The following is a 25,260-nucleotide window of genomic DNA, read 5'->3' as shown; positions in this document are numbered from 1 at the left end:
CCCACTGGACACCTGTGATGCAGATGGCGCCGTCCGGCCGGGTTTCAAGTGTCCACTGGCTGCTGCTGGGCGGTGGCAGTGCCCGCATGGCGCGCCGCGTCGCCCCGCTGCGACTGCGACTGCGACTGCGACTGCGACTCCGGCTCCGGCTCCGGCAGGGCCACGAACGGCTCGAGCAGCGCATCGAAGGGCGGCGCGGACAGCATCGCGGCGACTGCCTCCGGTCGCGCCGCCGCGCCGACCACGATCAGCATCCGGTGCAGGCCGCCCGCGCGCAGCAGCCGCGTCAGCGTCACGCGCAGCACCGTCGCTCCGGTGCAGCAGGCGCAGCCGCCCAGCGCGACTGCGACGACTCCCGGCGGGTGCGACGCCTGCGCGCCGCTGCCGGGCGCAGCGGCTCCGTCGGGCGACGTGCCCGCGCCAGGCGCGCTGGCCACGGCGGCCAGAGCGCCGAGGCCTCCTTCGACCAGCACTGCCCAGCGCTCCTGCGCCGGGCGGGAATCGAGCCACTGTGCGATCAGTGCCGAGCGCTGCGCGCTTGCCGGCGCAGCGATCAGGCCGACCGGGATGCGAGCGCGGCTCACTTGCGCCAGAACCCGGGCGTGAACAGCACGAACACCGTCAGCAGCTCCAGCCGGCCGGCCAGCATCGCGAACGCGAACAGCCAGGTCTGCAGGTCGGACAGGTGCTGGTAGTTGAAGGCGGGCCCCAGCAGGTTCAGCCCCGGCCCCGTGTTGTTCAGGCAGGCCATGACGCCCGTGACCGCGGTGATGAAGTCCAGCCCGGTGGCCATCATCACGAAGGTGAGCACCACCAGCGTCAGCCCGTACAGCAGCATGTAGCCGAGCACCGCGAGCACGATGCGGTTGTCGACCACATGGCCGCTCAGCGTGAGCGGCGTCACCGCCCGGGGATGAACGATGCGCTTGAGTTCCAGCGCCGCCTGCCGGAGCAGGATCAGCACCCGCATCATCTTGATGCCACCGCCGGTGGATCCCGCCGACGAGGCGATCGCTCCCAGGAAGAGCATCCACATCGGCGCGAAGATGGGCCACAGGTCGAAGTCCGTGCTCATGTAGCCGCTCGAGGTGGCGAGCGAGATCGTGTTGAAGCTCGCGTAGCGAAGCGCCTGGCCGAAGTCAGGGTAGATGCCCTGCCACCAGAGGTAGCCGCCGAGCATCAGGCAGCTTGACAGGATCAGCGTCCACACCGCGAACACCTCGGTGTCGCGCACGTAGACCCGCAGCGAGCGCTGGCGCAGCGCCAGGAAGTGCGTGGTGAAGTTCAGCACCGCGAGCATCATGAAGCACATCAGCACCAGCTCGACCGCCAGCGAATCGAAGGACGCGATGCTGTCATCGCGGTTCGAGAAGCCGCCCAGCGCGGTCGCCGAGAAGGCGTGGCAGAGCGCGTCGTACCAGTCCATCCCGACGGCGCGCAGCGACAGCGCGCAGGCCAGCGTCAGCAGCGCGTACAGCAGCCACAGGTACTTGGCGGTCTGGGCGATCCGGGGCGTGAGCTTGGACTCCTTCATCGGCCCGGGCGTCTCGGCCTTGTACAGTTGTCGGCCGCCGATCCCCAGCAGGGGCAGGATGGCGACCGCGAGGACGATGATGCCCATGCCGCCGAACCACTGCAGCGCATGGCGCCAGATGTTGATCGCCTGCGGCATCGAATCGAGGCCGGAGAGCACCGTGGCACCGGTGGTGGTCAGCGCCGAGATGGACTCGAAGTACGCATCGGTCAGCGAGAGATCCGGCAGCTCCATCACCAGCGGCGCCGCGCCGGCGCCGGCCATGCCGACCCAGCCGAGCACCACCAGCAGCGCGCCGTCGCGCGGCTGCAGTTCCCGGCGGAAACGCAGGGTGCCGAGCCACAGCATGAGGCCCGCCACGAGGCAGCCCAGCCCCGACACCGCGAAGCTGCGCGCGGTGCCGTCGTCCACCGCAAGCGACCAGAAGAATGGCAGCAGAAAGGTGGCCGAGAAGACCATCAGCAGGCCGCCCAGCACATGGGCGATCACCAGCAGTCGATGCATGGGGTTGGCGCCGCGGAAGAAGCCAGGATTCTATCGGAGCGCCCGCGGGCAGCGCGTTGGCGCTAGCCGTCGCCCCGCGCGGAGCGCGCGAGGGGGCTGCGTTGTCAGTTCTTCCTCGGCGCGAAGTAATGATCGTAGGCCAGGCGGAAGTCCACCTGGGTCTCGCCCTGCCAGCGCGTGGTGCGGGCCGCGAACACCCGCTGCGATTCGTAGACGTTGCGGAACATCGGATTCTCGGCCGCCTTCGCTTCGGCGATCTCGTCCCATAGCTTGAGCTGGCTGCGCAGGATCGTCTCGGGGGTGCGATGGAACTTCACCCCCTGCTTCTGCTGCAGGTCGAGGTGGTCCCTGGAGAAACGATCGATGGCCTTCCAGCTCATGTCCGCCGAACTCGCGTCGACCGCGTGGCGGACGATCGCCCGCAGGTCGGCAGGCAGCGATTCGAAGCGCCTGCGGTTGAACAGGATCTCGAAAGCCTCCGCCGGCTGGTGGAAGCTCTGCAGCATGCAGACCTTGGCAACGTCCGGGAAGCCGAGCAGCCGGTCGGAACTCGCGTTGCTGAACTCGGCGCCGTCGAGCAGCCCGCGGTCCATCGCGGGGACCACCTCGGCGCCGGGCAGCGCGTTGACCAATGCCCCCATCCGGGTGAACAGGTCGATCGACAGCCCCACGGTGCGAAAACGCATGCCCTTGAACTGCTCCGGCCGGGTCACCGGGCGCTTGAACCAGCCCAGCGGCTGGGTCGGCATCGGCCCGTAGACGAAGGACACCACCCCCAGGTTGAGATCGGAGTAGATCTGCTCGAGCAGTTCCTTGCCCCCGCCGTAGCGGTGCCAGGCCAGCAGCATGTTGGCGTCCATGCCAAATGCGGGGCCGGTGCCCCAGAGGGCGAGCGCCGAGTTCTTCGAGTACCAGTAGGCAAGCAGCCCATGGCCGCCGTCCAGCACTCCCTTGGCAACGCCATCGAGCAGATCGAAGGCCTTGACCACCGCCCCTGCTGGCAGCACCTCGATGCGCAGGCGGCCGCCGGACATCTCGTTGACCTTCTGCGCGAAATCGTTGGCGAACTCGTGGAAGATGTCCTTCTGCGGCCAGGTGCTCTGGAAGCGCAGGGTCACCGGCTGGGCGCGGGCCACCATCGGGAAGCCAAGCGTCGTCGCCCCCGCGCCCGCGGTCGCGATGAAGCGCCTTCTCGGCGGCGCGTTGCCCGTCATCCCTGCTGCCCTCCCCGTATGCGGCCTCCCGGCTCTGCGGCCGGCACGCCCTGCCATGGCCCGTGCCGGTTCATCGTAGAAGCCGCAGCGCGGGTTGTCACGGCGGCAGGCGCTAGGGATTTCCCGCTCGGTTTCGAGATCAGAAGAAGCCCACGCTGACCTGGAACAGCTTTTCGACCTTCGGGATCGTGCGCTTGTTCGTCACGAACACGATCACATGGTCCTCCGCGCGGATCTGGGTGTCGTGATGGGCCATGATGACCTCGGAACGTCCGGCCGTGGTGCGCACGATGGCGCCGATCGTCGCGCCCACCGGCAGGTCGATCTCCTCGATCCGCCGCCCCACCACCTTGGACGACTTGGCGTCGCCATGCGCGATCGCCTCCAGCGCTTCGGCCGCGCCGCGGCGCAGCGAGTGCACCGCAACCACGTCGCCGCGGCGCACGTGCGCGAGCAGCTGACCGATCGTGGTCTGTGCGGGCACCAGCGCGATGTCGATGCGGCTGCCCTGCATCAGCTCGGCATAGGCGCGGCGGTTGATCAGCGCGATCACCCTGCGCGCGCCCATCCGCTTGGCCATCATGCAGGACATGATGTTGTTCTCGTCGTCGTTGGTGAGCGCGAGAAACAGGTCCATGTCGCCGACGGCCTCGCTGGCGAGCAGATCCTCGTCGGTGGAGTCGCCGTGCAGCACCAGCGTCGACGACGGCAGCTGCGTGGCCAGGTACTCGCAGCGTCTGGCGTTGCTCTCGATCAGCTTCACCTGATAATCCGTGCCCAGCGCGCGCGCGAGCCGCAGCCCGATGTTGCCTCCGCCGGCCAGCATGATCCGGCGCACCGGCCTGTCCATCCGGCGCAGGTCAGACAGCGCGGTGCGGATGTGCTCGGAGGCCGCGAGCAGGAAGACCTCGTCGCCCGCCTCGATGCGCGTGTCGCCATCCGGGCGGATCGCATGGTCGCCGCGGAAGATCGCGACCACCCGCATGTCGATCTTGGGATGCTTGGCGCGCAGCGCACTGAGCGGGTTCTCGACCAGCGGGCCGCCGGCATAGGCGCGCACAGCGATCAGGCTGGCCCGTCCGCCGGCGAACTCGAGGACCTGCAGAGCCTCCGGGAACTCGATGAGCTTGAATATGTAATCGCACACCGTCTGCTCGGGGCAGATCAGGTGGTCGACGTAAAAGCCGCCCTCGCCGGTGATCTCCGGGTGGTCCTGGAAGTCCGGCGCGCGGATGCGCGCGATGCGCGTGGGCACGTTGAACAGCCGGGCCGCGAGCTGGCAGGCCACCAGGTTGGTTTCGTCGCGGGCCGCCGTCGCGATCAGCATGTCAGCGTCGGCCGCGCCCGCCAGCTCGAGCACCGCCGGGTGCGTGCCGTTGCCGGGTACGGTGCGCAGGTCGAGGCGGTCCTGCAGATGCGCCAGCTGGTCGACGTCGGTATCGACGACCGTGATGTCGTTCTGCTCGGAGACCAGGCTCTCCGCGACCGATTCGCCGACCCGCCCGGCGCCGAGGATGATGATCTTCACGGTGCCCGCGGCCGAGACCGCATCAGTGGCTCTGGTTCCTGCGCCAGATCCCGCGCGAGAGGTCGATGCCGAGCTGCTTCAGCTTGCGGTAGAGATGGGTGCGCTCCAGGCCGGTCTTCTCGGCGACCCTCGTCATGCTGCCCATCTCGCGCGCCAGGTGATGCTCGAAGTAGGCTCGCTCGAACGCGTCGCGCGCTTCGCGCAGGGGGAGGTCGAGAGGCAGGTCGCGCAACGCGATCGCAGCGCCCGGCTGGCCGGACACGGGCGCGCCGCCCGTAGTCGGAAGGAAGGCCGCGCCAGGTTGCGCCGCGACCGGGCGAAACTCCACAGTGGCCCCGGCCAGCGGCTCCGGCGCCGGCGGACGCGGCAGCGGAACGACCTCTGGCACGCTGGCGAGCCGTGCCTCGGTCTGGGCTTGCAGGCGCGCGGCCTTGCCCCTGGCGAGGCCCTGTTCGACCGCCTTGAGGAGCTTCTGCAGCGCAATCGGCTTCTCGAGGAAATCGAGCGCGCCGATCCGGGTCGCCTCGACCGCGGTGTCAATCGTCGCGTGTCCGGACATCATGATCACCGGCATCGTGAGCTTGCCGCCGGCGGCCCACTCCTTGAGCAGCGTGACGCCGTCGGTGTCCGGCATCCAGATGTCGAGCAGCACGAGATCGAGGGGGTTCTCGTCGCGCACCTTGCGGGCCTGCTGGGCGCAGTCCGCAAGCAACACCGAATGCCCTTCGTCGCCGAGAATCTCGGAAAGCAACTCGCGGATGCCGATCTCGTCATCCACCACCAGTATCTCAGCCATGGCCCTCGTCTTGACGCCTCTCAGCGGGGTCGAAGCGGGGATTCTCGCCGCTTTTCGCCAATTTCGTAAATAGAACCGAGACCTGCGCGCCGCCGACCGTGCCGTCGGCGGCGTTCCAGTTCGCAACTTCGATGCGTGCCTGGTGCTCCTCGATGATCTTGCGCACGATCGGCAGGCCAAGACCGGTGCCGCGCGGCTTGCTGGTGACGTAGGGCTCGAAGGCCCTGGCCAGCAGCGCCGGCGTGAAACCCGTGCCGTTGTCGCGCACCATCAGGCGGACCGCGAGGGCGTCGTCCGGCAGTGCAATAGCCTCGGTCGACACGCGGATTTCCGGGCGCTCGCGCCGCTCGGCCGCCTCCAGCGCGTTCTTGAGCAGATTGTGGATCACCTGGCGCAACTGGGTGGCGTCGCCCATCACCCGCGGCAAGGCCTCGGCCAGTTGCAGCTGGATCGCGCCGTGCGCCTCGGGCGCCGAGTACAGGCGCAGCACGTCGTCGATCAGCTCGTTCAGGGCGATCGGCGTCAGGCGGGCCGCAGGCAGCCGCGCGTAGTCCCTGAACTCGTCCACCATCATCTTGAGCGCCGCGACCTGGTTGACGATGGTCTGCGAGTTCTTCTGGAGCAGCTCCGCGTCGGCGCCCGCGAGCTTGCCGTGCAGCTTGAGCTGCATGCGCTCGGCCGCGAGCTGGATCGGCGTGAGCGGATTGGTGATCTCGTGCGCCAGCCGCCGCGCAACCTCCGACCATGCCACCGCGCGCTGCGCGGAGATCACCTCGCTGATGTCGTCGAACACGATGACGTAGCCGACCCGGCGCTCGGGCAGGATGGAGCCGCGCGCCAGCAGGGTCTGTTCGGTGCGCGCCGGCACCGCCCCCGCGGAATCCTCGGCAACCACCGGCCGCTGCAGCGCGAACTGGCGCTGCCAGCTGCCCGCACCGGTGGCTGCCTGCTCGTTAAAGGCGCTGCGCACCTCGGGCTCGAGCTCGCCAAGCCGCGGCAGCGCCGCCAGCGGCTGTCCGAAGAAGGCGGCGAGCGGAGTGCCGACGATCCGGTCCGCGCCGGGATTGGCAAGCGTGAGCCGCAACTCGGAGTCCAGCACCATCACGCCGGCGTCGATGTTGCCGAGCACGCTCTCGAGACGCGCGTTGACGCGCTCGAGTTCGCGCTGGTTGCGTTCGACCAGCAGGCGCGCCTCCTGCAGCTGGCGGGTCATCGCGTTGAACGAACCGGTGAGCACGCCGAGCTCGTCGCGGCCAGCGTAGTCCTTCACCTGCCGGAAGTCCCCCTCGGCGACTGCGCGGGTGGCCGCAGCGAGTTCGGACAGGGGCCCGGTCAGCCATCCGGCGAGCAGGAAGGCGCCGGCCACCGCGCTGAACACCGTCAGCAGGAAAATCAGCGTGAGGGTGATCCTGAAGACGCGCTTGAGCCCGGCGCGCGCCAGCGAGAGTTCCTGGAAATCGCGATAGCCCTGCTGCACCGCCTCGGCGTTCTGGCTCAGCGCCGTGGGCACCGGCTGCACCAGCTGCAGGTAGCGGCTGTCGTCCGCGAGCTGCCCCTCGGTGACGATCGCAACGATGACCCGCAGCTTGAGCGCCTCGGAAATCCCGCCCGCGCCGGCCGCGTCGGCAACCCCCTGCGGATCGCCGGGGTCGCCGCCCTCGATCCGGGCGAACTGCCGCGTGAGCCGCGCCTGGCGCAGCACGTCCGAGGGCGGCAGGTCCGGGACCAGCTGCGCGAAGCGCCCGCCGCTCGCGACCACGATGCGCCCGGACCCGGACAGCACCAGCGCCTCCTGGACCCCGGCCTGGTCGCGCAGCCCGGACAGCGTCGACGAGAGCGCCCCGGGCGGCGACTCGGCCAGTTCGGCCGCCATCACCCTGGCCTTCTGCGTGAGGTCGCTGAGCTGCGACTCCAGCGAGGCGCGTGCAAGGCTCAGCCCGGAATCGAGCGCCCGCTCCAGCGGAACGTCGAACCAGGATTCGATCGACCGTCCGACGAACTGCACCGCCACCAGGAAGACCAGCGCCACGGGCAGCACCGACATCAGCACGAACGCCCCGGCCATCCGGGCCATCAGCCGGGTGCCGAACAAGCCGCGCCGCCAGCGCACCGCCAGCCGGCGCAGCAGCTCCAGCACCAGCACCAGGAGCGTGCCGGCCACGCCCAGAGTGATCCAGAGCAGAGTCGGATAGTGCCGCTCGAAGAGCTGCGTGTTGCCGCTCGCCGTGGCCAGCAGCGCGAGCAGGATCGCCGCCAGCGCGACGGAGACGATCAGCGAGACCCTGAGCGCACGCGTGACCGCGCGCTTGCCAAGGTCTAGGGCACGAATCGGAATCGGGTCCATTCGGCCTGCAGGTTCCAGTCGCGGTTGGTGATGGCGGTGACCTGGAAGGGCTTGGGCAGCATCGACGCGTCCAGCCTCATCCGCACCCGGGCCTGGTACTCGCTGCCCGGACTCGCATCGCCGGCTTCGATCACCCGCCAGCCGCGCACCCGCGACAGCGTCTGCAGCGCCTCGCCCAGGCTGCCGAAGGCCTGCGCGAAGCCGCCGCCCTGGGTCAGGCGGTACTGCTGCGTCAGTGCGTGGTATCCCAGGCGCCAGGTCTGGCTGGCCGACGCGGCCATCTCATCCCACCAGTACCAGCGCGGACGTGCCAGCTCGAACTCGAGCACGAAATAGAGCGCGACGCCGCGGTTTACCGCCTCTTCGAGACGGTCGGGCAGGGGCAGGTGGAAATCGGCCGACAACTCCCAGCCATCACCGCCGGCTGAACGTTCGATGCGGACGCTGCGGGCCTCGATGGCATCGGCGGCCGACGCTGGCTGAAAGGCCGCGAGCGCCGCCAGGAACGTCGCCACCAGGACCAGCGCCCTGGCGAGGCGAGCGGTCAAGGGATCTTTCGGATCAGTGCGTAGAAGAAACCGTCGTGGTCGATGTGCTCGTCGGCCTGCGGCAGCAGCTGACCGACCGGGATGACCTGCGCATCGGCGGGCCAGCGCCACTGCAGGTCGACCCGCTCGGCGTCGGTGCGCCCCGCAAGGAAACGCTCGATCGGCTCCGCGCCTTCGGCGCGGAACACCGAGCACGTTGCGTAGAGCAATTTACCACCCGGTTCGAGCAGGGGCCAAAGCGCGGCCAGCATTTCCGACTGCACTGCCGAAAGTGTCGCCAGATCGCGACGGCGGCGCAGCCAGCGGATCTCCGGGTGGCGACGCACGATGCCCGACGCAGAGCAGGGCGCGTCGAGAAGGATGCGGTCGTAGCGGCGGCCGTCCCACCAGTCGTCCGGGCGGCGCGCGTCGCCGCAGACCACGTCGGCCGACAACCCCAGGCGCCCGAGGCTCTCTCGCACCCGCTCCAGGCGCGCGGCGTCGGAATCCAGCGCGGTCACCGAACAGTCGACCAGCTCGAGCAGATGGGCGGTCTTGCCGCCCGGTGCGGCACAGGCGTCGAGCACCCGCTGGCCGGGCTGCACGTCGAGCAGCGGCGCGGCCATCTGCGCGGCGAGATCCTGCACCGAGAGCCGCCCTTGGGCGAAGCCGGGCAGCTGCGCGACGTCGCAAGGTCGGTCCAGGCGCACGGCATGCGGTCCGATCTGCCGCGCGCCGTGACCGGCCGAACCGAGTTCCGCCAGGCACTCGTCAACGCTGGCGCGCCGCGCATTGACACGCAGCGTCATCGGCGGCGGTGCGTTGCCCGCCGCCAGGACGGCCTCCCAGTGCGCCGGATGGTCCGCCTGCAGTAGGTCGATCCACCAGCGGGGGTGGTTCCAGACGGCCTCCTGGTCGTGCGACACGGCCAGCATCAGCGCTGGCCGGTCGCGCAGGAAGCGGCGCAGGGTGGCGTTGAGGAAGCCGGCGCCCGGCTGGGTCTCGGGGCTCAGCCGCGCGGCCTCGACCGCCTGGTCGACGATCACCGCTTCATGGCGGCGGCCCTGGACGAGCAGTTCCGACAAGGCCACCAGCTGCAGCGCAGCGAGCGCCACGGACGGCCGACGCGCGTTCAGGCGCGCCGCGAGGGCGCCGGCGGTGCCGAGCCGGCGCACCGCGGTGTAGGCGATGTCGCGCATCGCCGCCCGGGAAACGCCCTCCAGCCGCCAGCGCGCGGCGGCCTCGTCCAGCGAAGGCGGCAGCGCCCGGCCGGCGCGCACGCGCTCGACGGCCAGCGCCGCCGCGCGCAGCTCGGCGGCCAGCGGCGCCCGCAACGACGGTTCGGCGGGCCCGGGGCCCGATGGCTCGCCTGACACGCGCGTCAACCGCGCCCTGCCATCGCCATCAGGCGGGCGATGCGCTCCTCGGTGGCGGGGTGCGTGGAGAACAGCCCGCGCAGGCCGCCGCCGGACAGCGGGTTCATGATCATCATCTGGGCGGTCTCGGGGTGGCGCTCGGTGGTCTCGAGCGGGATGCCCTGGGCGTAGCGGTGGATCTTGTCGAGCGCCGAGGCCAGCGCCTGCGGATCGCCGCTGATCTCCGCGCCGCCGCGGTCGGCCTCGAACTCCCGCGCCCGCGAGATCGCCATCTGGATCAGCGCGCCTGCCAGCGGCGCAAGGATGGCCACCAGGATGCCGGCGATCGGGTTGACCGGCCGGCCCTCGCCGTCGCGGCCGCCAAAGAACATCGCGAAGTTGGCCAGCGCCGAGATCGCGCCCGCCATCGTCGCAGAGATGGTGGAGATCAGGATGTCCCTGTTCTTCACGTGTGAAAGCTCGTGCGCCATCACCCCGCGCAGCTCGCGCTCGCTGAGCACGCGCAGGATGCCGGTGGTCGCAGCCACCGCAGCATGCTCGGGGTTGCGGCCGGTCGCGAACGCGTTCGGCGCCTGTTCGTCGATCAGGTACACCTTGGGCATCGGCAGGGCGGCGCGCTCGGCCAGCTCCCTCACCATGCGATAGAACTGCGGCGCAGTGGTCTCGTCGACCTCCTGCGCGTTGTACATGCGCAGCACCATCTTGTCGGAGAACCAGTAGGCGAAGAAGTTGGACACCACCGCGAACCCGAGCGCCAGCAGCATGCCCTGGCGACCGCCGATCGAGGCGCCCAGCACGCCGAAGAGCGCGGTGATCGCGGCCATCAGCATCGCGGTCTTGACCCAGTTGAACATCGTCCTGTCTCCTGTGGAACCACCCGGCGCTGCAGTCAGCCCCGGAATCGAAAGGTGGGGATGACCTTCGTCGCGCACAAGGCCCCGACATTGCACGCCGGCAGGCAGCGCGCAGGCCGTCCCGTTCAGGTCGTGGGCACGCCGAAGCGCGCACCCGGCGCAATGGGGAAGCCGCGCAGGAAGTCGCGCACCGGCAGGCGCCGCCCGCCCGGCTTCTGCAGCTCGAGCAGCGACAGCGCCCCATCGCCGCAGGCGACCACCAGTTCCCCGTCGCCGGCGCCGATCACGGTGCCGGGCGCCGCCTCGACGCTGCGCCCGACGGCCTGCGCACTCCAGAGCTTGAGCGATCCGCCGGCGCCCTCCAGCCTGGCGAGCGTACCCGGAAACGGGTCGAAGGCGCGTACTCGGTCGGCGAGGCTCGCCGCCGGGCGGCGCCAGTCGATCTCGGTTTCGGTCTTCTCGATCTTGGCAGCATAGGTGGCGCCCTCGGCCGGCTGCGGCACCGACGGCAGCGCACCGCGCTCCAGCGCGCCCAGCGCCTCGACGATCAGGTCGGCGCCGAGTTCGGCAAGACGGTCGTGCAGCCCGCCCCCGGTCTCCCCGGGGCCGATCGGGATGGCACGCGCCAGCAGCATCGGCCCGGTGTCCAGGCCCTCGTCCATCTGCATGATGGTGATGCCGGTCTCGCGGTCGCCCGCCTCGATCGCCCTCTGGATCGGCGCAGCCCCACGCCAGCGCGGCAACAGCGACGCATGGATGTTGATGCAGCCAAGCCGCGGCGCGTCCAGCACGTCAGGCGGAAGGATCAGCCCGTAGGCGGCCACCACCATCGCGTCGGCGCCCGCCGCGGCAATCCGCTCCCTGGCCTCGGCATCGCGCAGGCTGCGCGGCTGGAAGACCGGAAGCCCGCGCGCCAGGGCGAGCTGCTTCACCGGACTTGCCTGCAGCTGCTGCCCCCGGCCCGCCGGCCGGTCGGCCCGGGTGAGCACCAGCACGATCTCCTGGCCGGCCTCGATGAGGGCCGCGAGCGCTCGCTCGGCGAAGACAGGGGTACCGGCGAAGATCAGGCGCATGTTTTTCGGGGGGGGGGAAGGGGGAAGGGGGAAGGGGGAAGGGATGGCAACTGTGGCGCGTATCGCTGCCATCACTGCGTGCCGGCAGTCGGACTGCGGGGGATGCCGCGCAGGATGGAGCGGGAAGCACTGATGCGCCGCCGCGATCCGCAGGGGAATGCACGGGTTTTCCTCGTGCCTTCCACGCGCTATTCCCGCCCTTGTACTGGCGTTTTACCGGCGTTTTACCGGTGTTCTACCGGCCTTTTACCGGCCCAATCCAGGGGTTTTCCACCGCTTGTTCGAGCGCAGATCCACCGCTTTCCGGCGGCTTGTCCACGGGTTTTCCACGGCGCCGCAGCCCGCCGCGCTCGACTCCACTTCAGGCGGCTTCCCGGTCGCCCTTGAGCAGTCTGGTGCGGATGCGGCTCTGCTTGAGGCGCGACAGGTACTGCACGAAGACGCGGCCGTCGAGGTGGTCGATCTCATGCTGGATGCAGACCGCGAGCAGGCCGTCGGCATCGATCGCGAAGGGCTTGCCATGCTCGTCGAAGGCTTCGACGCGGACCCGGTCCGGCCGCTCGACCTCATCGTAGATGCCGGGCACCGACAGGCAGCCTTCCTCGTAGACCTTGCGCTCGTCGCTGGCCGCGACCACCTTCGGGTTCACGAAGACCTGCAGCTGGTCCTTGGTGTCGGAGACGTCGATGACGACGATGCGCTCATGCACGTCGACCTGCGTTGCCGCCAGGCCGACGCCGGGCGCCGCATACATCGTCTCGGCCATGTCGCGCACCAGCTGGCGCAGGCGCTCGTCGAAGAACTCGACCGGACGCGCCACCTGGTGAAGGCGGGGGTCTGGATAGCGCAGAATGTTCAGTACGGCCATCGGCGGAAACCTACCGTTGAGTCCTGTCAGGGTTGGTGGAGCGCCAGGCGGGGCTGCAGAATTCCATTCACTATCCGCGCCTCGGACCCGTTTTTCAAGCCCTTGATTATCAGGGGTTTTCCAGCGCCCCAAGCCCTCGGGAGCCATGAGCGTCAAATGAAAAATTTTAGCACGCGGGTCCTCGGAGCGGCCCTCACCCTGCTGCTGTCCACCGGCGTCCTCGCCCAGCCGCTCGAGCTCGCCAGGGACGCTCCCGACCAATACGTCGTCGTGCGTGGCGACACCCTTTGGGACATCTCCGCGAAGTTCCTGCAGAAGCCCTGGCGCTGGCCGGAGATCTGGCAGCTCAATCGCGAGCAGATCCGGGATCCGCACTGGATCTACCCCGGCGACGTCGTCTACCTGGACAACAGCAGCGGCACGCCGCGGCTGCGCCTGGGCAAGCCGATGGGCCGCGGCGGCGCGTACGGCGAGCGGGCGGAGCGCGCGCGTCCCGAGGTGCGCTCGGAGGCCCTGCCTGCAACGGCGGTGCCGACGATCGACGGCCAGGCGATCGCACCCTTCCTGAACCGACCGCTGATCGTCGACGAGCAGGGCCTGCAGTCGCATCCGCGCATCATCGCTACCCAGGACGGGCGCGTGTACCTGAGCCGTGGCGAGCTGGCCTACGCCCGCGGCATCCCCGACGGCGCCGGCGCCGACTGGCATGTCTACCGGCCCGCGCGCGCACTGCTCGACCCCGACACCCGCAAGCCCATCGCCTGGGAGGCGCAGTTCGTCGGCAGCGCGCGCCTGGAACGCGACGGCGACCCCGCCACGCTGCGCATGCAGGCGGTCAGCGAGGAAGTGGGGCCGGGCGACCGGCTGATGCCTGCCGAGCGCCAGGACATCCCCAACTACGTGCCCAGCCCGCCGCAGTCCGACGTGGAAGGGCGCATCGTCTCCATCCATCGGGGCGTCGCCCAGGCGGGACGCAACAGCGTGGTCGCGGTCAACGTGGGCGCCAGCCAGGGCGTCGCGGTCGGCAACGTGCTCGGGATCAAGGAGCGCGGCCGGCTTGTCCGCGATCCCGAAACCCGCAAGGAGGTACGACTTCCGGGCGAGCCGATTGGCCATCTTCTCGTCTTCCGTGTCTTCGATAAGATCGCATACGGTCTGATCACGGCTGCGTCGCGCGACATCTCGATCGGCGACGACGTCACCAACCCCTAGCGACTCCGCATGCCGCACACCCAGACCGCGCGCCCCAGGCGCGCGGTTTCGTTTCCGGACACCGAACGCGCCGCCTGGCTCCGCCTGTCGCTCACCCGCGGCATCGGGCCGGCAGCGGCGCGTACGCTGCTCGCCGCCTTCGGCCCGCCCGAGGACGTGTTCGCGGCCAACCGCAGCGCACTGGCCCAGGTGGTCGGCGCAACTGCCGCCGCGCGCCTGCTGGCGCCCGACCCGGAGCGCGAACGCGCCGTCGAACAGGCGCTGGAGTGGGCGGCGCGGCCCGGTCACCGCCTGCTGAGCCTCATCGACCCCGACTACTCCGGTCCGCTGCTCCACACCGCCGACCCGCCCGTCCTGCTGTATGCCCGTGGCGCGCCCGAGGCGCTGCGCCGCCCCTGCCTGGCGATCGTCGGCAGCCGCACGCCCACCGCGGGCGGCGCACGCACCGCCACCGCCTTCGCCCGGACCCTCGCGGACACCGGGCTCGTCATCGCCAGCGGGCTGGCCCGTGGCATCGACTCCGCCGCGCATGTGGGGGCGCTGAGCCGCGCCGGCGGCACCATCGCAGTCCTGGGCACCGGCGTGGATGCGGTGTACCCCCCGGAGAACCGGTCGCTGGCAGACGCGATCGCTGAAGGCGGCGGTGTCGTGCTGTCCGAAATGCCGCTGGGCAGCGGTCCGCGCAAGAGCGGCTTCCCGCGCCGCAACCGCGTGATCGCCGGGCTATCGCTCGGGGTTCTGGTGGTCGAGGCGGCGCTGCGCAGCGGCTCGCTGATCACCGCGCGCCTCGCCGCGGAGGCTGGCCGGGACGTCTTCGCCATTCCCGGCTCCATCCACTCACCGCTGTCGCGCGGCTGCCACCTGCTGATCAAGCAGGGCGCGCGCCTGGTGGAATGCGCCCAGGACGTGCTCTCCGAACTGCCGCAGTTCGCGCCCGGCGCGGGCCCGCTGCCGCGCTCCGGAGGCCCCCCTGGCGCAGCCGCTCCCGACCCGGACCCGCTGCTGTCCCTGATGGGATGGGATCCGCAGGGCATCGATTCCCTGGTCGCCCTGGGCGCCGGCGACGGCCGCAACATCGCCGCTCGGCTGCTCGAGCTCGAGCTCACCGGACGTGTCGACCGCCTGACCGACGGGCGCTACCAGCGGCGCGCGTGAGAAGATCGCGCCTGGACCGGCCGGAAAGTTCCCCTGCCCGGCACGCGAGTCGCAGCCCGTGAAGCCCCATAACGTGGTTGCCACGCCGGCGACCGCACTCTTATCATTCGCGCCCCTGGTGCGTTCCTGGTCGACATGAGCAAAGCACTGATCATCGCGGAAAAGCCTTCGGTGGCCGCCGACATCGCGCGGGCGCTGGGCGGTTTCACGCGAACCGCCGACTTCTTCGAGAGCGACGACTACGTCGTGTCCTCGGCAGTCGGCCACCTGCTCGAGATCGCCGCGCCCGAGCAGTACGAGGTCAAGCGGGGCAAGTGGTCGTTCGCCCACCTGCCGGTCATCCCGCCGCACTTCGACATCCAGCCGATCGTCAAGAACCAGGAGCGGCTCAAGCTGCTCACGAAGCTCATCCGGCGCAAGGACATCGATCTTCTGATCAACGCCTGCGACGCGGGGCGCGAGGGCGAGCTCATCTTCAGGCTGATCGCTCAGCACGCCAAGGCGAAGCAGCCGATCAAGCGCCTCTGGCTTCAGTCGATGACGCCGGCAGCCATCCGCGAAGCCTTCCAGCAGCTGCGCGACGACAGCCAGATGATGCCGCTGGCCGACGCAGCCCGCTGCCGCTCCGAAGCCGACTGGCTGGTGGGCATCAACGGCACGCGCGCGATGACTGCGTTCAACTCGCGCGATGGCGGCTTCTTCCTGACCACCGTCGGCCGGGTGCAGACGCCCACGCTGGCGATCGTCGTCGACCGCGAAGACAAGATCCGACGCTTCGTCTCGCGCGACTACTTCGAGGTCCGCGCCAGCTTCCAGGCCAAGGCCGGCGAATACGAAGGACGCTGGTTCGACACCGGCTTCCGCAAGGGCGAGGATCCCGAGGCGCGCGCGGAACGCCTGTGGGACCGCGCCGCGGCAGACGCGATCGTGGCCGCCTGTGCAGGCAAGCCCGGCGTGGTCACCGAGGAGGCCAAGCCGTCCACCCAGTTGTCGCCCGCGCTCTTCGACCTGACCAGCCTGCAGCGCGAGGCCAACGGCCGCTTCGGCTTCTCGGCCAAGGCCACGCTGTCGATCGCACAGGCGCTTTACGAAAAGCACAAGGTCCTCACCTACCCGCGGACCGACTCCCGCGCGCTGCCCGAGGACTACCTGGGCACGGTGAGCAGCACCCTGGGCGAGCTGGAGCAGCTGCCGCAGTTCGCGCCCTTCGCGAAGCAGATCCAGGCCAGCGGCTGGGTGCGCCCCAACAAGCGCATCTTCGACAACACCAAGGTCAGCGACCACTTCGCCATCATCCCGACGCTGCAGGTGCCGAAGAGCCTCAGCGAGGCCGAGCAGCGCATCTACGATCTCGTCGTGCGCCGCTTCCTGGCCGTGTTCTTCCCTGCCGCCGAGTACCTGATCACCACCCGGATCACCGTCGTCGAAGCCCATTCCTTCAAGACCGAGGGCCGGGTGATGACCAACCCCGGCTGGCTCGCCATCTACGGGCGCTCGCTCGAGGAAGCGACCGGGGCGCCCGCGGGCGGCAAGCCCGACCCCATGCTGGTCGCCGTCGAGGACCGCGAGCGCGTGGACACCCTGCGCGCTGCGGTGCAGGCGCTCGCCACCCGTCCGCCGCCCCGCTACAGCGAGGCCACGCTGCTCTCGGCGATGGAAGGCGCGGGCAAGCTGATCGACGACGATTCGCTGCGCGAGGCGATGGCCGGCAAAGGCCTGGGCACGCCGGCCACGCGCGCCGCGACCATCGAGGGCCTGATCGCCGAGAACTACCTCGTGCGAGAGGGGCGAGAGCTCATCCCCACCGCGAAGGCCTTCCAGCTGCTCACGCTGCTGCGCGGCCTCGGGGTGCAGGAGCTCACCATGCCCGAGCTCACCGGCGGCTGGGAGCACAAGCTCGCCCAGATGGAGCGGGGGCTGCTGGACCGCGACACCTTCATGACCGAGATCGGCGAGGTCACCCGGCGCATCGTCGAGCGCGCTAAGAACTACCAGTCCGACACGGTGCCGGGCGATTACGCCACGCTCGCAACCCCCTGCCCCAGGTGCGGCGGCGTGGTCCAGGAGAACTACAAGCGCTTCGCCTGCACCCAGTGCGACTTCTCCATCGGCAAGCACCCCGGCGGGCGCACCTTCGAGATCGCCGAGGTCGAGACGCTGCTGCGCGAGCGCACGCTCGGCCCGCTGCAGGGCTTCCGCAGCCGGCTCGGCCGGCCCTTCGCCGCCATCCTGAAGATCAGTCCCGAGTTCAAGCTGGAATTCGATTTCGGCCAGAGCCAGGGCGACGATGAAGGCGAAGGCGGCGAAGCCGTCGACTTCTCCGGCCAGGTCTCGCTGGGCGCCTGCCCGAAGTGCGGCGCTGGCGTGTACGAGCACGGCATGTCCTACGTCTGCGAGAAATCCGTCGGGCAGGCGCGCAGCTGCGACTTCCGCTCCGGCAAGATCATCCTGCAGCAGGAGGTCTCCAGGGAGGAGATGTCGAAGCTGCTCGCCGAGGGCCGCACCAGCCTGCTGCCGGGTTTCGTGTCCTCGCGCACCCGCCGCAAGTTCAAGGCCTACCTGGTCCGGGGCGCGGACGGCAAGACCGGGTTCGAGTTCGAGCCGCGTCCGGAGCGCCCGGGCAAGGCCGGCCCCGCGCGCGGCAAGGCAGCCGAAGGCGACGAGGAGGCGCCGGCAAAGGGGGCAGCGAAAGCTGCGCCGAAGGCCACGGCGAAAGCGCCGGCCAAGGCAGCTGCCACAAAGACGCCCGCGGCCAGGAAGCCTGCTGCGAAGAAGCCTGCTGCGAAGAAACCTGCCGCGAAGAAACCTGCCGCGAAGAAGCCGGCCACGCCCCGCAAGGCCGCCGCCGCGGAGGATTCCGCCGACGAGGCGCCCGGCAACGAGTCCGCCTGATCGGCGCGGGCTCCGGACACCCACCCCAGTGGACCTGCTGCTTGCCGACTGGGTCTTCGGATACGGATCGCTGATCTGGAATCCGGAGATCGATTTCGAGGGAGCCGAGCTCGGGCGAGTCCACGGCTATCACCGCGCGTTCTGCATCGCCTCGATGCACTATCGCGGCACGATCGACGCGCCGGGTGTGGTGCTCGGCCTGGATCGCGGCGGCAGCTGCATCGGGCTGGCATTCCGGCTGCATCACGCAAGCCGGCGCCGCGCAATCGAGCAGCTCTACGAGCGCGAGATGCTCGGCGACGTCTATGTGCCCACGCTGGCCGCCACCACGCTCGCGGACGGACGGCAGGTGCGCGCGCTCACCTTCGTCGCCAACCGCGCCAGCGAGGCCTACAACCTGCTGCCCGAGCCGGAACTGCTGCGCCGGCTGGCCAGCTGCGCCGGGCAGCGCGGCCCCAACCGCGAGTACGCGATCAACACGCTGCACGCGCTGCAGCATCATGGCGTGCACGACGCGCGGATGGCCCGGCTGGTGCACCGGCTGCTTGCCACGAGTCACTGCGTGGAAGGCGCCGCGACCACGGGCGCCGCCGGCGGCGCTGAAGTCTCAGGCGGAACGGAAGCCGGCCACCCGAGCGACGGAGCGCCCTGCGCGCAGGCGCCTGGGTGAAACGGCCCCGCCCTGCCAAGACGACGCGATCGCCTATGATTGCGTCCGCAAAGGCCCGAATCGCCCCAGGATCGGCGCCGAACACACCCCAAGGAGCCCCATGAGCATTCGAGGCAAAGCCTACATCGTCGGTGCGTACGAGCATCCGACGCGACTCGCGCCGGACAAATCGGTCGCGCAGCTGCACGCGGAAGCCGCGCGCGGCGCACTGGCCGACGCCGGCCTGAGCAAGGACGACGTCGACGGCTACTTCTGCGCCGGCGACGCTCCCGGTCTCGGACCGCTGTCGATGGTCGACTACATGGGCCTGAAGGTCCGCCACATCGACTCCACCGAAACCGGCGGTTCGTCCTACCTGATCCACGTCGCGCATGCAGCCGAGGCGATCGCCGCCGGCAAGTGCAACGTCGCGCTGATCACGCTGGCCGGCCGGCCGCGCTCGGAGGGCTCATCGGGCACGCAGCCGCGCAACTACGGCGCCAGCGCGCCGGACGCCGGCTACGAATTCCCGTATGGCCTGGCCACCGCGAACGGCTACGGCATGTGCGCGATGCGCCACATGCACGAATTCGGCACCACGGCCGAGCAGCTGGCCTGGATCAAGGTCGCCGCCTCCCATCACGCCCAGCACAATCCGCACGCGATGCTGCGCGACGTGGTCACCGTGGAGCAGGTGCTGGCCTCGCCGGTCATCGCCGACCCGCTGCACCGGCTCGACTGCTGCGTGGTCAGCGACGGCGGCGGCGCGCTGATCGTCGCCCGCCCCGAGATCGCCAGAACACTGAACCGACCCAAGGTGCGCCTGCTCGGCGCCGGCGAGTCCCCCCGGGGCCAGAACGGCGGCAAGGTCGACCTCACCACCACCGGAGCTCGCTGGTCGGGCGCCGCGGCCTTCGAGGAAGCCGGCGTCAAGCCCTCCGACATCCAGTACGCGTCGATCTACGACAGCTTCACCATCACGGTGCTGCTGCAGCTGGAAGACCTCGGCTTCTGCGAGAAGGGCAAGGGCGGCGCGTTCGTCGCCGACGGCAACCTGATCGCAGGCAGCGGCCGGCTGCCTTTCAACACCGACGGCGGCGGACTGTGCAACAACCACCCGGCGAACCGCGGCGGCATCACCAAGGTGATCGAAGCCGTCCGACAGCTGCGCGGCGAGGCCCATCCGGCGGTGCAGGTCAAGGACTGCAAGCTCGCGCTCGCGCAGGGCACGGGCGGACAGCTCGGCTCGCGCCACGGCAGCGCAACCCTGATCCTCGAGCGGGAGTGACCCTGACCATGACTGAACGCAAGTTTCCCGCCCCCTTCGTCAACCCCGAGAACAAGCCGTTCTGGGATGCCGCCGCCGAAGGCCGCCTGCGGATCAAGCGCTGCAAGGATTGCGGCCAGCCGCACTACTATCCGCGCGCGCTGTGCCCGTTCTGCTTCTCGGACAACACCGAGTGGTTCGACGCCAAGGGCACCGGCGAGATCTATACCTACAGCGTGATGCGCCGCGGCTCGCCGGTGCCGTACGCACTGGCCTACGTCACCCTGGACGAAGGCGTCTCGATGCTCACCAACATCGTCGACTGCGACCTCGATGCGCTGGCGATCGGCCAGCGGGTCAAGGTCACCTTCAAGGCGAGCGAGGAAGGCGCCCCGGTGCCGGTGTTCACGCCGGCCTGACGCAGCGCAGCGGGCGGGGCGGGGCGCGCCGAGCGAGCCGGCCCGTCCCGTGCCCTCGCGACGATGTCCGGAGGGCATGGGCACGGAAAAGGAGAGCCACCACGATGCAACGATTCGATCTCCGCCTGGCCAGCGCGCTGTGCACTGCGCTGGTGCTGTCCGCCTGTTCCTCCGGGGGCGGCGACACGCCGACCCGCGAGGTGGTGGGCAGGGTGTTCACGGGGACCGCGGACGCGGGACGCGTGTGCGCCGACCTGAATCGCAACGACCAGTGCGACGCCGGCGAGCCGCAGGCCGACACTGACGGCTCGGGCGCCTTCGGCCTGGAAATTCCCGAATCGTCGGACCCGCCGCTGCTGGCCCTGATGTCGTCGGGCGCGGCGCCGGAGGTCGTGTCCTACCGGATGGCCACGCCGTCCGTGAGCTACTCCACCACGATCACCCCGTTCACCGCCATCGTGCATTGGAGCGGCGAGCCATCAGTCGAGCTTGCCGAGGACCTGACCAGAGAGATGCTCGGCTTCCCGCGGGCCCACCCCTTCCGGTTCGACCCCGGCTCGGTCGCCCCGGACGCGCCTGTGGCTCGCATCGCGCGGCTGGCGGTCGAGACGCTGAAGTCCGTCCATGCCGATCCCCGCCTCTCGGGCCCGCCCGGCTTCGACGCCTTCCTGGCCCACCTGCCGAGCGCGCTCAGGGAGCTGCCCCAGCTCCGGATCACGACCCGGAACGGCGCGGCCGTCGACTCCAAGGAAACCTACGTCGACGCGAACTTCGTGCTCGACCACGAAGTCATCTCAGACCTGCCCGTGCAACTGAACGGCAGGATCCGGGGCCGGGGCAACTCGACCTGGCAGTACCCGAAGAAGCCCTACAAGGTCCAGTTCACGAACGACGCCAGCTATGCCGCGCTCGCCGATGTCGCCGGCATGCGGAAGAATCGCAACTGGGTCCTGCTGGCCGACTACCTCGACCGCTCGCTGATTCGCAACAAGCTCGCGTTCTCGCTCGCCAACAGCTCGCTGTTCGGCCGGGACGGGATGAAGTGGAACCCCTCGGGCGTCCATGTCGAGGTGGTGCTCAACGGGGACTACGTCGGCGTCTACCTGCTCGCCGAGGACATCCGGATCTCGTCGGCTCGCCTGGACATCCACGAGATGAGCGACGAGCCTGCGGACGCCGAGGCCGACGGCGGATACCTCGTCGAGGCGGACGGCAGACTCGACTGCCACGTCGACGAGCGCCTCGATCTGCGGTACGTGTCGCCCCTCGGAAAAACGCGCTTCTGCATCGACACGCCCGACGAAGAGGACATCACCGTCGCCCAGCTCGAGTACGTCAAGTCCTACCTGGACGACGTCGAACTAGAGCTGCACGGCGGCACCACGCCCGCGTCGATCCACCCCGAGAGCTTCGCCGACTGGACCCTGCTCAGCGAGCTGTTCAAGAACCTCGATGCGCCCTTCCTGAGCAGCGTCTTCCTGTGGAAGGGCTCGGAGCGCGAGGAGCGGCTCGCGGACCGGAAACTGAACCTGGGGCCGATCTGGGACTTCGACATCTCCGCCGGCAACTTTGACCTCCCTGCGGTGTACCTTCCGCAGGGATGCTGGGTATCGCGCCAGCATGACTTCTACGACGGCAGCAACTGGCTGGCGCTGCTGCTCCAGAAGCCCGAACACGGATCCTTGCTCGCGCGCCGCTGGCAGGCGATGGCGCCGGGGATCGAGCCCTTCGTCCGCAGGAGCATCGACATCCAGCACGCCAGGCTCCAGACGGCCCAGGCCAGGAACTTCGAGCGCTGGCCAATCCTGGGCCAGCCGCTCGTGAGCCACTACGTATGGAACACCTGGGACGAGGAGCTCGCGTTCCTCGGCAGCTTCCTGACCGACCGCTCCAGTTGGATGGACTCGGTCTTCAGCACCGACACCGCCTACAGGCTTAGTTGCGGCTAGCCAGCGCCGCGCAAACGTGCGGGACCCGGACCGGCCGGACGACGCCGGTCCGTCGGAGTTCAGGCGGGCATCGGCGCCGTGCGGGCCGGTTCCAGCCGGGCGCGCACCGGCGCACGCCGGGCATCGCGCGCCAGCGACAACGCGTTCGAGGCAACCGCCACGCGGGAGGCCTCGAAGGCCTGGATGACGACCAGACCGGGACCGTCGATGCGGACCTTGTCGCCGGCGCCCAGGATCAGGTCGGCGGGATCGTTGTCGCGGGTCACCCAGATGCTGCCGGCCGCGCAGCTCACGGTCGCGCCGTGGGCATCATCGAGGCGCACCGTGTCGCCGCGACGCAGTTCGAGACGGGAAAGACCGGTTTCGATGATCATGACGCACTCCTTGCGGATTCCCTGCGATGTCGCCTGCGCCTGCGAGATGCAGGTCGCCCGACCGAGGGGCATGGGACGTATGGTGCGTCGCACCACGCAGGTTTTCAAACGATGATTCGGAATCTCTCGAATTCCGCCAGCGCATGCCAGACGCCCGCAGACTGCCGCCACTCGACCTGCTGCTGACCTTCGAGTCGGCGGCCCGGCACCTCAGCTTCACGCGTGCGGCCGAGGAACGCTTCGTCACGCAGTCGGCGGTGAGCCGCCAGATCCGGGCGCTGGAGGAGGACCTGGGGGCCCCGCTGTTCCGCCGCGCCCACCGCAGCCTCGCGCTCACCGACGAGGGCAAGGCGCTGGCCGTCGCCTGCAGCGAGATGCTGATCCGGCTGCGCGAGGCGGTCGAGCGGGTGCGCGCACCGCGCACCCGCCGCGTGCTCACGCTGTCGACCACGCCGGGGATGGCCTCGCTCTGGCTGATCCCGCGCCTCGCACGCTTCGTGCAGCGCCAGCCCGGGGTGGACGTCAGGCTGGACGTCTCCTTCAGCCTGCGCGACCTGGTCCAGGACGCGATCGACGTCGCCATCCGCCTGGGCAGGGTCGATGCCCCCGAGGGGGTCAAGCTGTTCGACGAAGAGGTGCTGCCGGTGTGCAGTCCCTCGCTGCTCGGCCCCTACGCGCTGCCGCTGGCGGCACCCGCGGACCTCGCCCGGCACACGCTGCTGCGCCTGCACGACGTGGGGCGGGGCCCGCTCCAGGACTGGGAGCCATGGCTGACCGCGATGGGCCTGCCCGACCTGGAGCCGCGCGCCACCCTGACCTTCTCCAACTACGACGAGGTGATCGCCGCCGCCATGCTCGGCCAGGGTGTGGCGCTCGGCCGCAGGCCGCTGGTCGATGCACTGCTGGAGGACGGCCGCCTGGTCGCGCCCTTCAAGGACACGCTGGCGTCGCCGCGCGCCTACTTCGTGGTGGTGAACCCGGCCAGCGAAGGCAGGCCGGAGACCCGGGCGCTGGTCGAGTGGCTGCTCGACGAGGCCAGCGAAACGCGGGCAGGCTGAACACCTGCTGCACGCCGTCGACCTCAAGCACCCCGAGCCCTCGCTGACCACGACCCCCCCCTGACCCATGCGGGCGAAGCGCTGTTCCAGCGCTGCCGGCGCGTACTGGACGAGCTCGAGTCGATCGAACGCAGCTCCGCTCAGGCCGGGGCGAGCGCGTCCTTCCCGAGATCGCCTCGCGCCCATGCGTCGCATTCCGCATGCCGCACACCGGCCGCCTGCGCGGGGCTCGGACTCGTTCAGGTTCCGGAATACATGGCGACCGACGCGGTACGATCCGGGAATCTCGAGGAGGTCCTGGGCGCGCTCCGGCCGGAGCCGACGCCGATCTCCGTCGTGTTTCCGAGCAACCGGCAGGTGCCGCTGCGGCTGCGCCTGCTCATCGACCGGCTGGCACAGCCGGCCACCGACGGAGGACACAGATGAACGCCCCAATGACCGCCGCGGAACGCATCGCCGCGCTGCACCCCGAGATGACCGAGTGGCGGCGCGATCTCCACGCCCATCCGGAGCTCGGCTTCGAGGAGACGCGCACTGCGGACTTCGTCGCCCGCCAGCTCGAGGCCTTCGGCTTCGACGAGGTGCACCGGGGCGTCGGACGCACCGGCGTGGTCGGCGTGCTTCGCAGCGGCGCGTCGCCGCGCACCGTCGGCCTGCGCGCCGACATGGACGCGCTGCCGATCGAGGAGGCCAACACCTTCGAGCACCGCTCGCGCAACGCGCGGCGCATGCACGCCTGCGGTCACGACGGCCACACCGCGATGCTGCTCGGCGCAGCCCGCTACCTGGCCGAGACGCGGCAGTTCGACGGCGCCGCGCACTTCGTGTTCCAGCCCGCCGAGGAGGGGCGCGGCGGCGCAAAGGCGATGATCGCCGACGGCCTGTTCCGGCGCTTCCCCTGCGACAGCATCTTCGGCATGCACAACCGGCCGCACCTGGCGGTGGGCGGCTTCGCGGTGCGCGCAGGACCCATGATGGCCGGCGGCGCCTTCTTCGACATCGACATCGTCGGCGTCGGGGCGCACGGCGCGCGCCCGGAGGCCGGAGTGGACCCGGTGATGGTGGCGGTGCAGATCGCCTCCACGCTGCAGACCATCGTTTCGCGCAACGTGCCGCCGGTGGAGACCGCGGTGCTGTCGATCACGCAGATCCACGCGGGCGACGCATACAACGTCATTCCGCAGACCGCGCGGCTGTCCGGCACGGTGCGCGCGTTCTCGGGCGCGGTGATGCAACTGATCGAGAACAACCTGCGCCGCATCGCCGAGAGCGTCGCGCAGGGCATGGGCGCGAAGGCCTCGGTGGACTTCCGGCTGGAATTCGCCCCGCTGGTCAACGACGCGGCGCAGGCCGAGTTCGCCGCCGCCGTCTGTACCGAGCTCGTCGGTGCCGGGAACGTCGAGCGCAACCCTGCGCCCATCATGGGTTCCGAGGACTTCTCCTTCATGCTCGAGCAGGTGCCGGGCTGCTTCATCAACATCGGCAACGGCGACACGCCCGGCGGCTGCGAGCTGCACAACCCGCACTACGACTTCAACGACGCTGCGCTGCCGCTGGGCGCCGCGTTCTTCGCGCGGGTCGTCGAACGCAAGCTCGGCGCCGGCTGAGCCGGCACCTGCCGGCGGGTTCGCCCGGCCCCAGGCAACCGGGCATGAGCGTGGCCGCAC

22 protein-coding genes are annotated in these 25,260 nt (G+C 70.0%); 10 read left to right on the top strand and 12 right to left on the bottom strand.

Translation table 11 applies throughout. The annotated features are described in order from the left end of the window. Positions 1-44 precede the first annotated feature (44 nt). The 11 genes from HNQ70_RS14220 to def all read right to left on the bottom strand — a co-directional run bounded on the left by HNQ70_RS14220 (position 45) and on the right by def (position 12,618). Positions 45-584, bottom strand: coding sequence for a hypothetical protein (locus HNQ70_RS14220; RefSeq protein ID WP_183968757.1), 540 nt, complete (start codon positions 582-584; stop codon positions 45-47). Next, entirely contained in the window at positions 581-2,038 is a 1,458-nt protein-coding gene (locus HNQ70_RS14215) for a TrkH family potassium uptake protein (RefSeq protein ID WP_183968755.1), read from the bottom strand. The genes HNQ70_RS14220 and HNQ70_RS14215 overlap by 4 nt, the downstream gene beginning before the upstream one ends. A gap of 104 nt (positions 2,039-2,142) precedes the next feature. Continuing rightward, on the bottom strand, positions 2,143-3,252 hold the full coding sequence (locus HNQ70_RS14210) for a TRAP transporter substrate-binding protein (RefSeq protein ID WP_183968753.1): 1,110 nt from the start codon (positions 3,250-3,252) through the stop codon (positions 2,143-2,145). A gap of 139 nt (positions 3,253-3,391) precedes the next feature. Then, positions 3,392-4,780 carry a Trk system potassium transporter TrkA gene (gene trkA / locus HNQ70_RS14205; RefSeq protein ID WP_183968751.1) on the bottom strand — a complete coding sequence of 463 codons (1,389 nt, stop codon included), beginning with the start codon at positions 4,778-4,780 and terminating at the stop codon, positions 3,392-3,394. Between the two features lie 22 nt (positions 4,781-4,802). After that, a complete protein-coding gene (locus HNQ70_RS14200) occupies positions 4,803-5,576 on the bottom strand; it encodes a response regulator (RefSeq protein ID WP_183968749.1) in 774 nt (257 codons plus the stop codon). Then, positions 5,569-7,920, bottom strand: coding sequence for a sensor histidine kinase (locus HNQ70_RS14195; protein WP_183968747.1), 2,352 nt, complete (start codon positions 7,918-7,920; stop codon positions 5,569-5,571). The genes HNQ70_RS14200 and HNQ70_RS14195 overlap by 8 nt, the downstream gene beginning before the upstream one ends. After that, complete coding sequence (locus tag HNQ70_RS14190; RefSeq protein ID WP_183968745.1) at positions 7,893-8,468, bottom strand: DUF4390 domain-containing protein; 576 nt, start codon at positions 8,466-8,468, stop codon at positions 7,893-7,895. The genes HNQ70_RS14195 and HNQ70_RS14190 overlap by 28 nt, the downstream gene beginning before the upstream one ends. Then, positions 8,465-9,781, bottom strand: coding sequence for a 16S rRNA (cytosine(967)-C(5))-methyltransferase RsmB (gene rsmB, locus HNQ70_RS14185; protein ID WP_183968743.1), 1,317 nt, complete (start codon positions 9,779-9,781; stop codon positions 8,465-8,467). Before rsmB ends, HNQ70_RS14190 begins: the two co-directional genes overlap by 4 nt. A gap of 47 nt (positions 9,782-9,828) precedes the next feature. Continuing rightward, positions 9,829-10,677: a zinc metalloprotease HtpX gene (gene htpX, locus HNQ70_RS14180; RefSeq protein ID WP_183968741.1), complete on the bottom strand. Its 849-nt coding sequence runs from the start codon at positions 10,675-10,677 to the stop codon at positions 9,829-9,831. Between the two features lie 125 nt (positions 10,678-10,802). Then, on the bottom strand, positions 10,803-11,750 hold the full coding sequence (gene fmt / locus HNQ70_RS14175) for a methionyl-tRNA formyltransferase (RefSeq protein ID WP_183968739.1): 948 nt from the start codon (positions 11,748-11,750) through the stop codon (positions 10,803-10,805). A gap of 361 nt (positions 11,751-12,111) precedes the next feature. Then, positions 12,112-12,618: a peptide deformylase gene (def, locus tag HNQ70_RS14170; protein ID WP_183968737.1), complete on the bottom strand. Its 507-nt coding sequence runs from the start codon at positions 12,616-12,618 to the stop codon at positions 12,112-12,114. Positions 12,619-12,774: 156 nt separating this feature from the next. Between def and HNQ70_RS14165 the strand changes: the two genes are divergently transcribed. The 7 genes from HNQ70_RS14165 (at position 12,775) to HNQ70_RS14135 (ending at position 22,161) form a co-directional block, all read left to right on the top strand. Then, on the top strand, positions 12,775-13,830 hold the full coding sequence (locus tag HNQ70_RS14165; protein ID WP_183968735.1) for a LysM peptidoglycan-binding domain-containing protein: 1,056 nt from the start codon (positions 12,775-12,777) through the stop codon (positions 13,828-13,830). 9 nt (positions 13,831-13,839) lie between these two features. Further along, complete coding sequence (gene dprA / locus HNQ70_RS14160; protein WP_183968733.1) at positions 13,840-14,985, top strand: DNA-processing protein DprA; 1,146 nt, start codon at positions 13,840-13,842, stop codon at positions 14,983-14,985. 135 nt (positions 14,986-15,120) lie between these two features. Further along, positions 15,121-17,877 (top strand): DNA topoisomerase III, encoded by a 2,757-nt coding sequence (locus tag HNQ70_RS14155; protein WP_183968725.1) that lies wholly within the window; start codon positions 15,121-15,123, stop codon positions 17,875-17,877. A 28-nt stretch (positions 17,878-17,905) separates the two neighbouring features. Continuing rightward, the gene (locus HNQ70_RS14150; protein WP_183968723.1) at positions 17,906-18,547 is read left to right on the top strand and encodes a gamma-glutamylcyclotransferase; all 642 of its coding nucleotides are present in this window, start codon (positions 17,906-17,908) and stop codon (positions 18,545-18,547) included. A gap of 100 nt (positions 18,548-18,647) precedes the next feature. Then, positions 18,648-19,814, top strand: a complete 1,167-nt coding sequence (locus HNQ70_RS14145) for a thiolase domain-containing protein (protein WP_183968721.1) — start codon at positions 18,648-18,650, stop codon at positions 19,812-19,814. Between the two features lie 8 nt (positions 19,815-19,822). Next, positions 19,823-20,212 (top strand): Zn-ribbon domain-containing OB-fold protein, encoded by a 390-nt coding sequence (locus HNQ70_RS14140; RefSeq protein WP_183968719.1) that lies wholly within the window; start codon positions 19,823-19,825, stop codon positions 20,210-20,212. 104 nt (positions 20,213-20,316) lie between these two features. Continuing rightward, on the top strand, positions 20,317-22,161 hold the full coding sequence (locus HNQ70_RS14135; protein WP_183968717.1) for a CotH kinase family protein: 1,845 nt from the start codon (positions 20,317-20,319) through the stop codon (positions 22,159-22,161). 59 nt (positions 22,162-22,220) lie between these two features. Here the strand turns inward: HNQ70_RS14135 and HNQ70_RS14130 are convergent, their stop codons facing one another. Next, a complete protein-coding gene (locus HNQ70_RS14130) occupies positions 22,221-22,535 on the bottom strand; it encodes a DUF2917 domain-containing protein (RefSeq protein ID WP_183968710.1) in 315 nt (104 codons plus the stop codon). Between the two features lie 143 nt (positions 22,536-22,678). Here HNQ70_RS14130 and gcvA point away from each other — a divergent pair, with 143 nt between their 5' ends. From gcvA to HNQ70_RS14115, 3 genes are all read left to right on the top strand, one after another. Beyond that, entirely contained in the window at positions 22,679-23,593 is a 915-nt protein-coding gene (gene gcvA / locus HNQ70_RS14125; protein WP_183968708.1) for a transcriptional regulator GcvA, read from the top strand. 255 nt (positions 23,594-23,848) lie between these two features. Continuing rightward, complete coding sequence (locus HNQ70_RS20660) at positions 23,849-24,019, top strand: hypothetical protein (protein ID WP_425504373.1); 171 nt, start codon at positions 23,849-23,851, stop codon at positions 24,017-24,019. A gap of 8 nt (positions 24,020-24,027) precedes the next feature. After that, positions 24,028-25,200: a M20 aminoacylase family protein gene (locus HNQ70_RS14115; protein ID WP_183969140.1), complete on the top strand. Its 1,173-nt coding sequence runs from the start codon at positions 24,028-24,030 to the stop codon at positions 25,198-25,200. The last annotated feature ends 60 nt before the right edge of the window (positions 25,201-25,260 follow it).

Source organism: Quisquiliibacterium transsilvanicum (assembly GCF_014202215.1).
Taxonomy (GTDB): Bacteria; Pseudomonadota; Gammaproteobacteria; order Burkholderiales; family Burkholderiaceae_E; genus Quisquiliibacterium; species Quisquiliibacterium transsilvanicum.
This window is presented reverse-complemented; position numbering and strand designations above follow the sequence as displayed.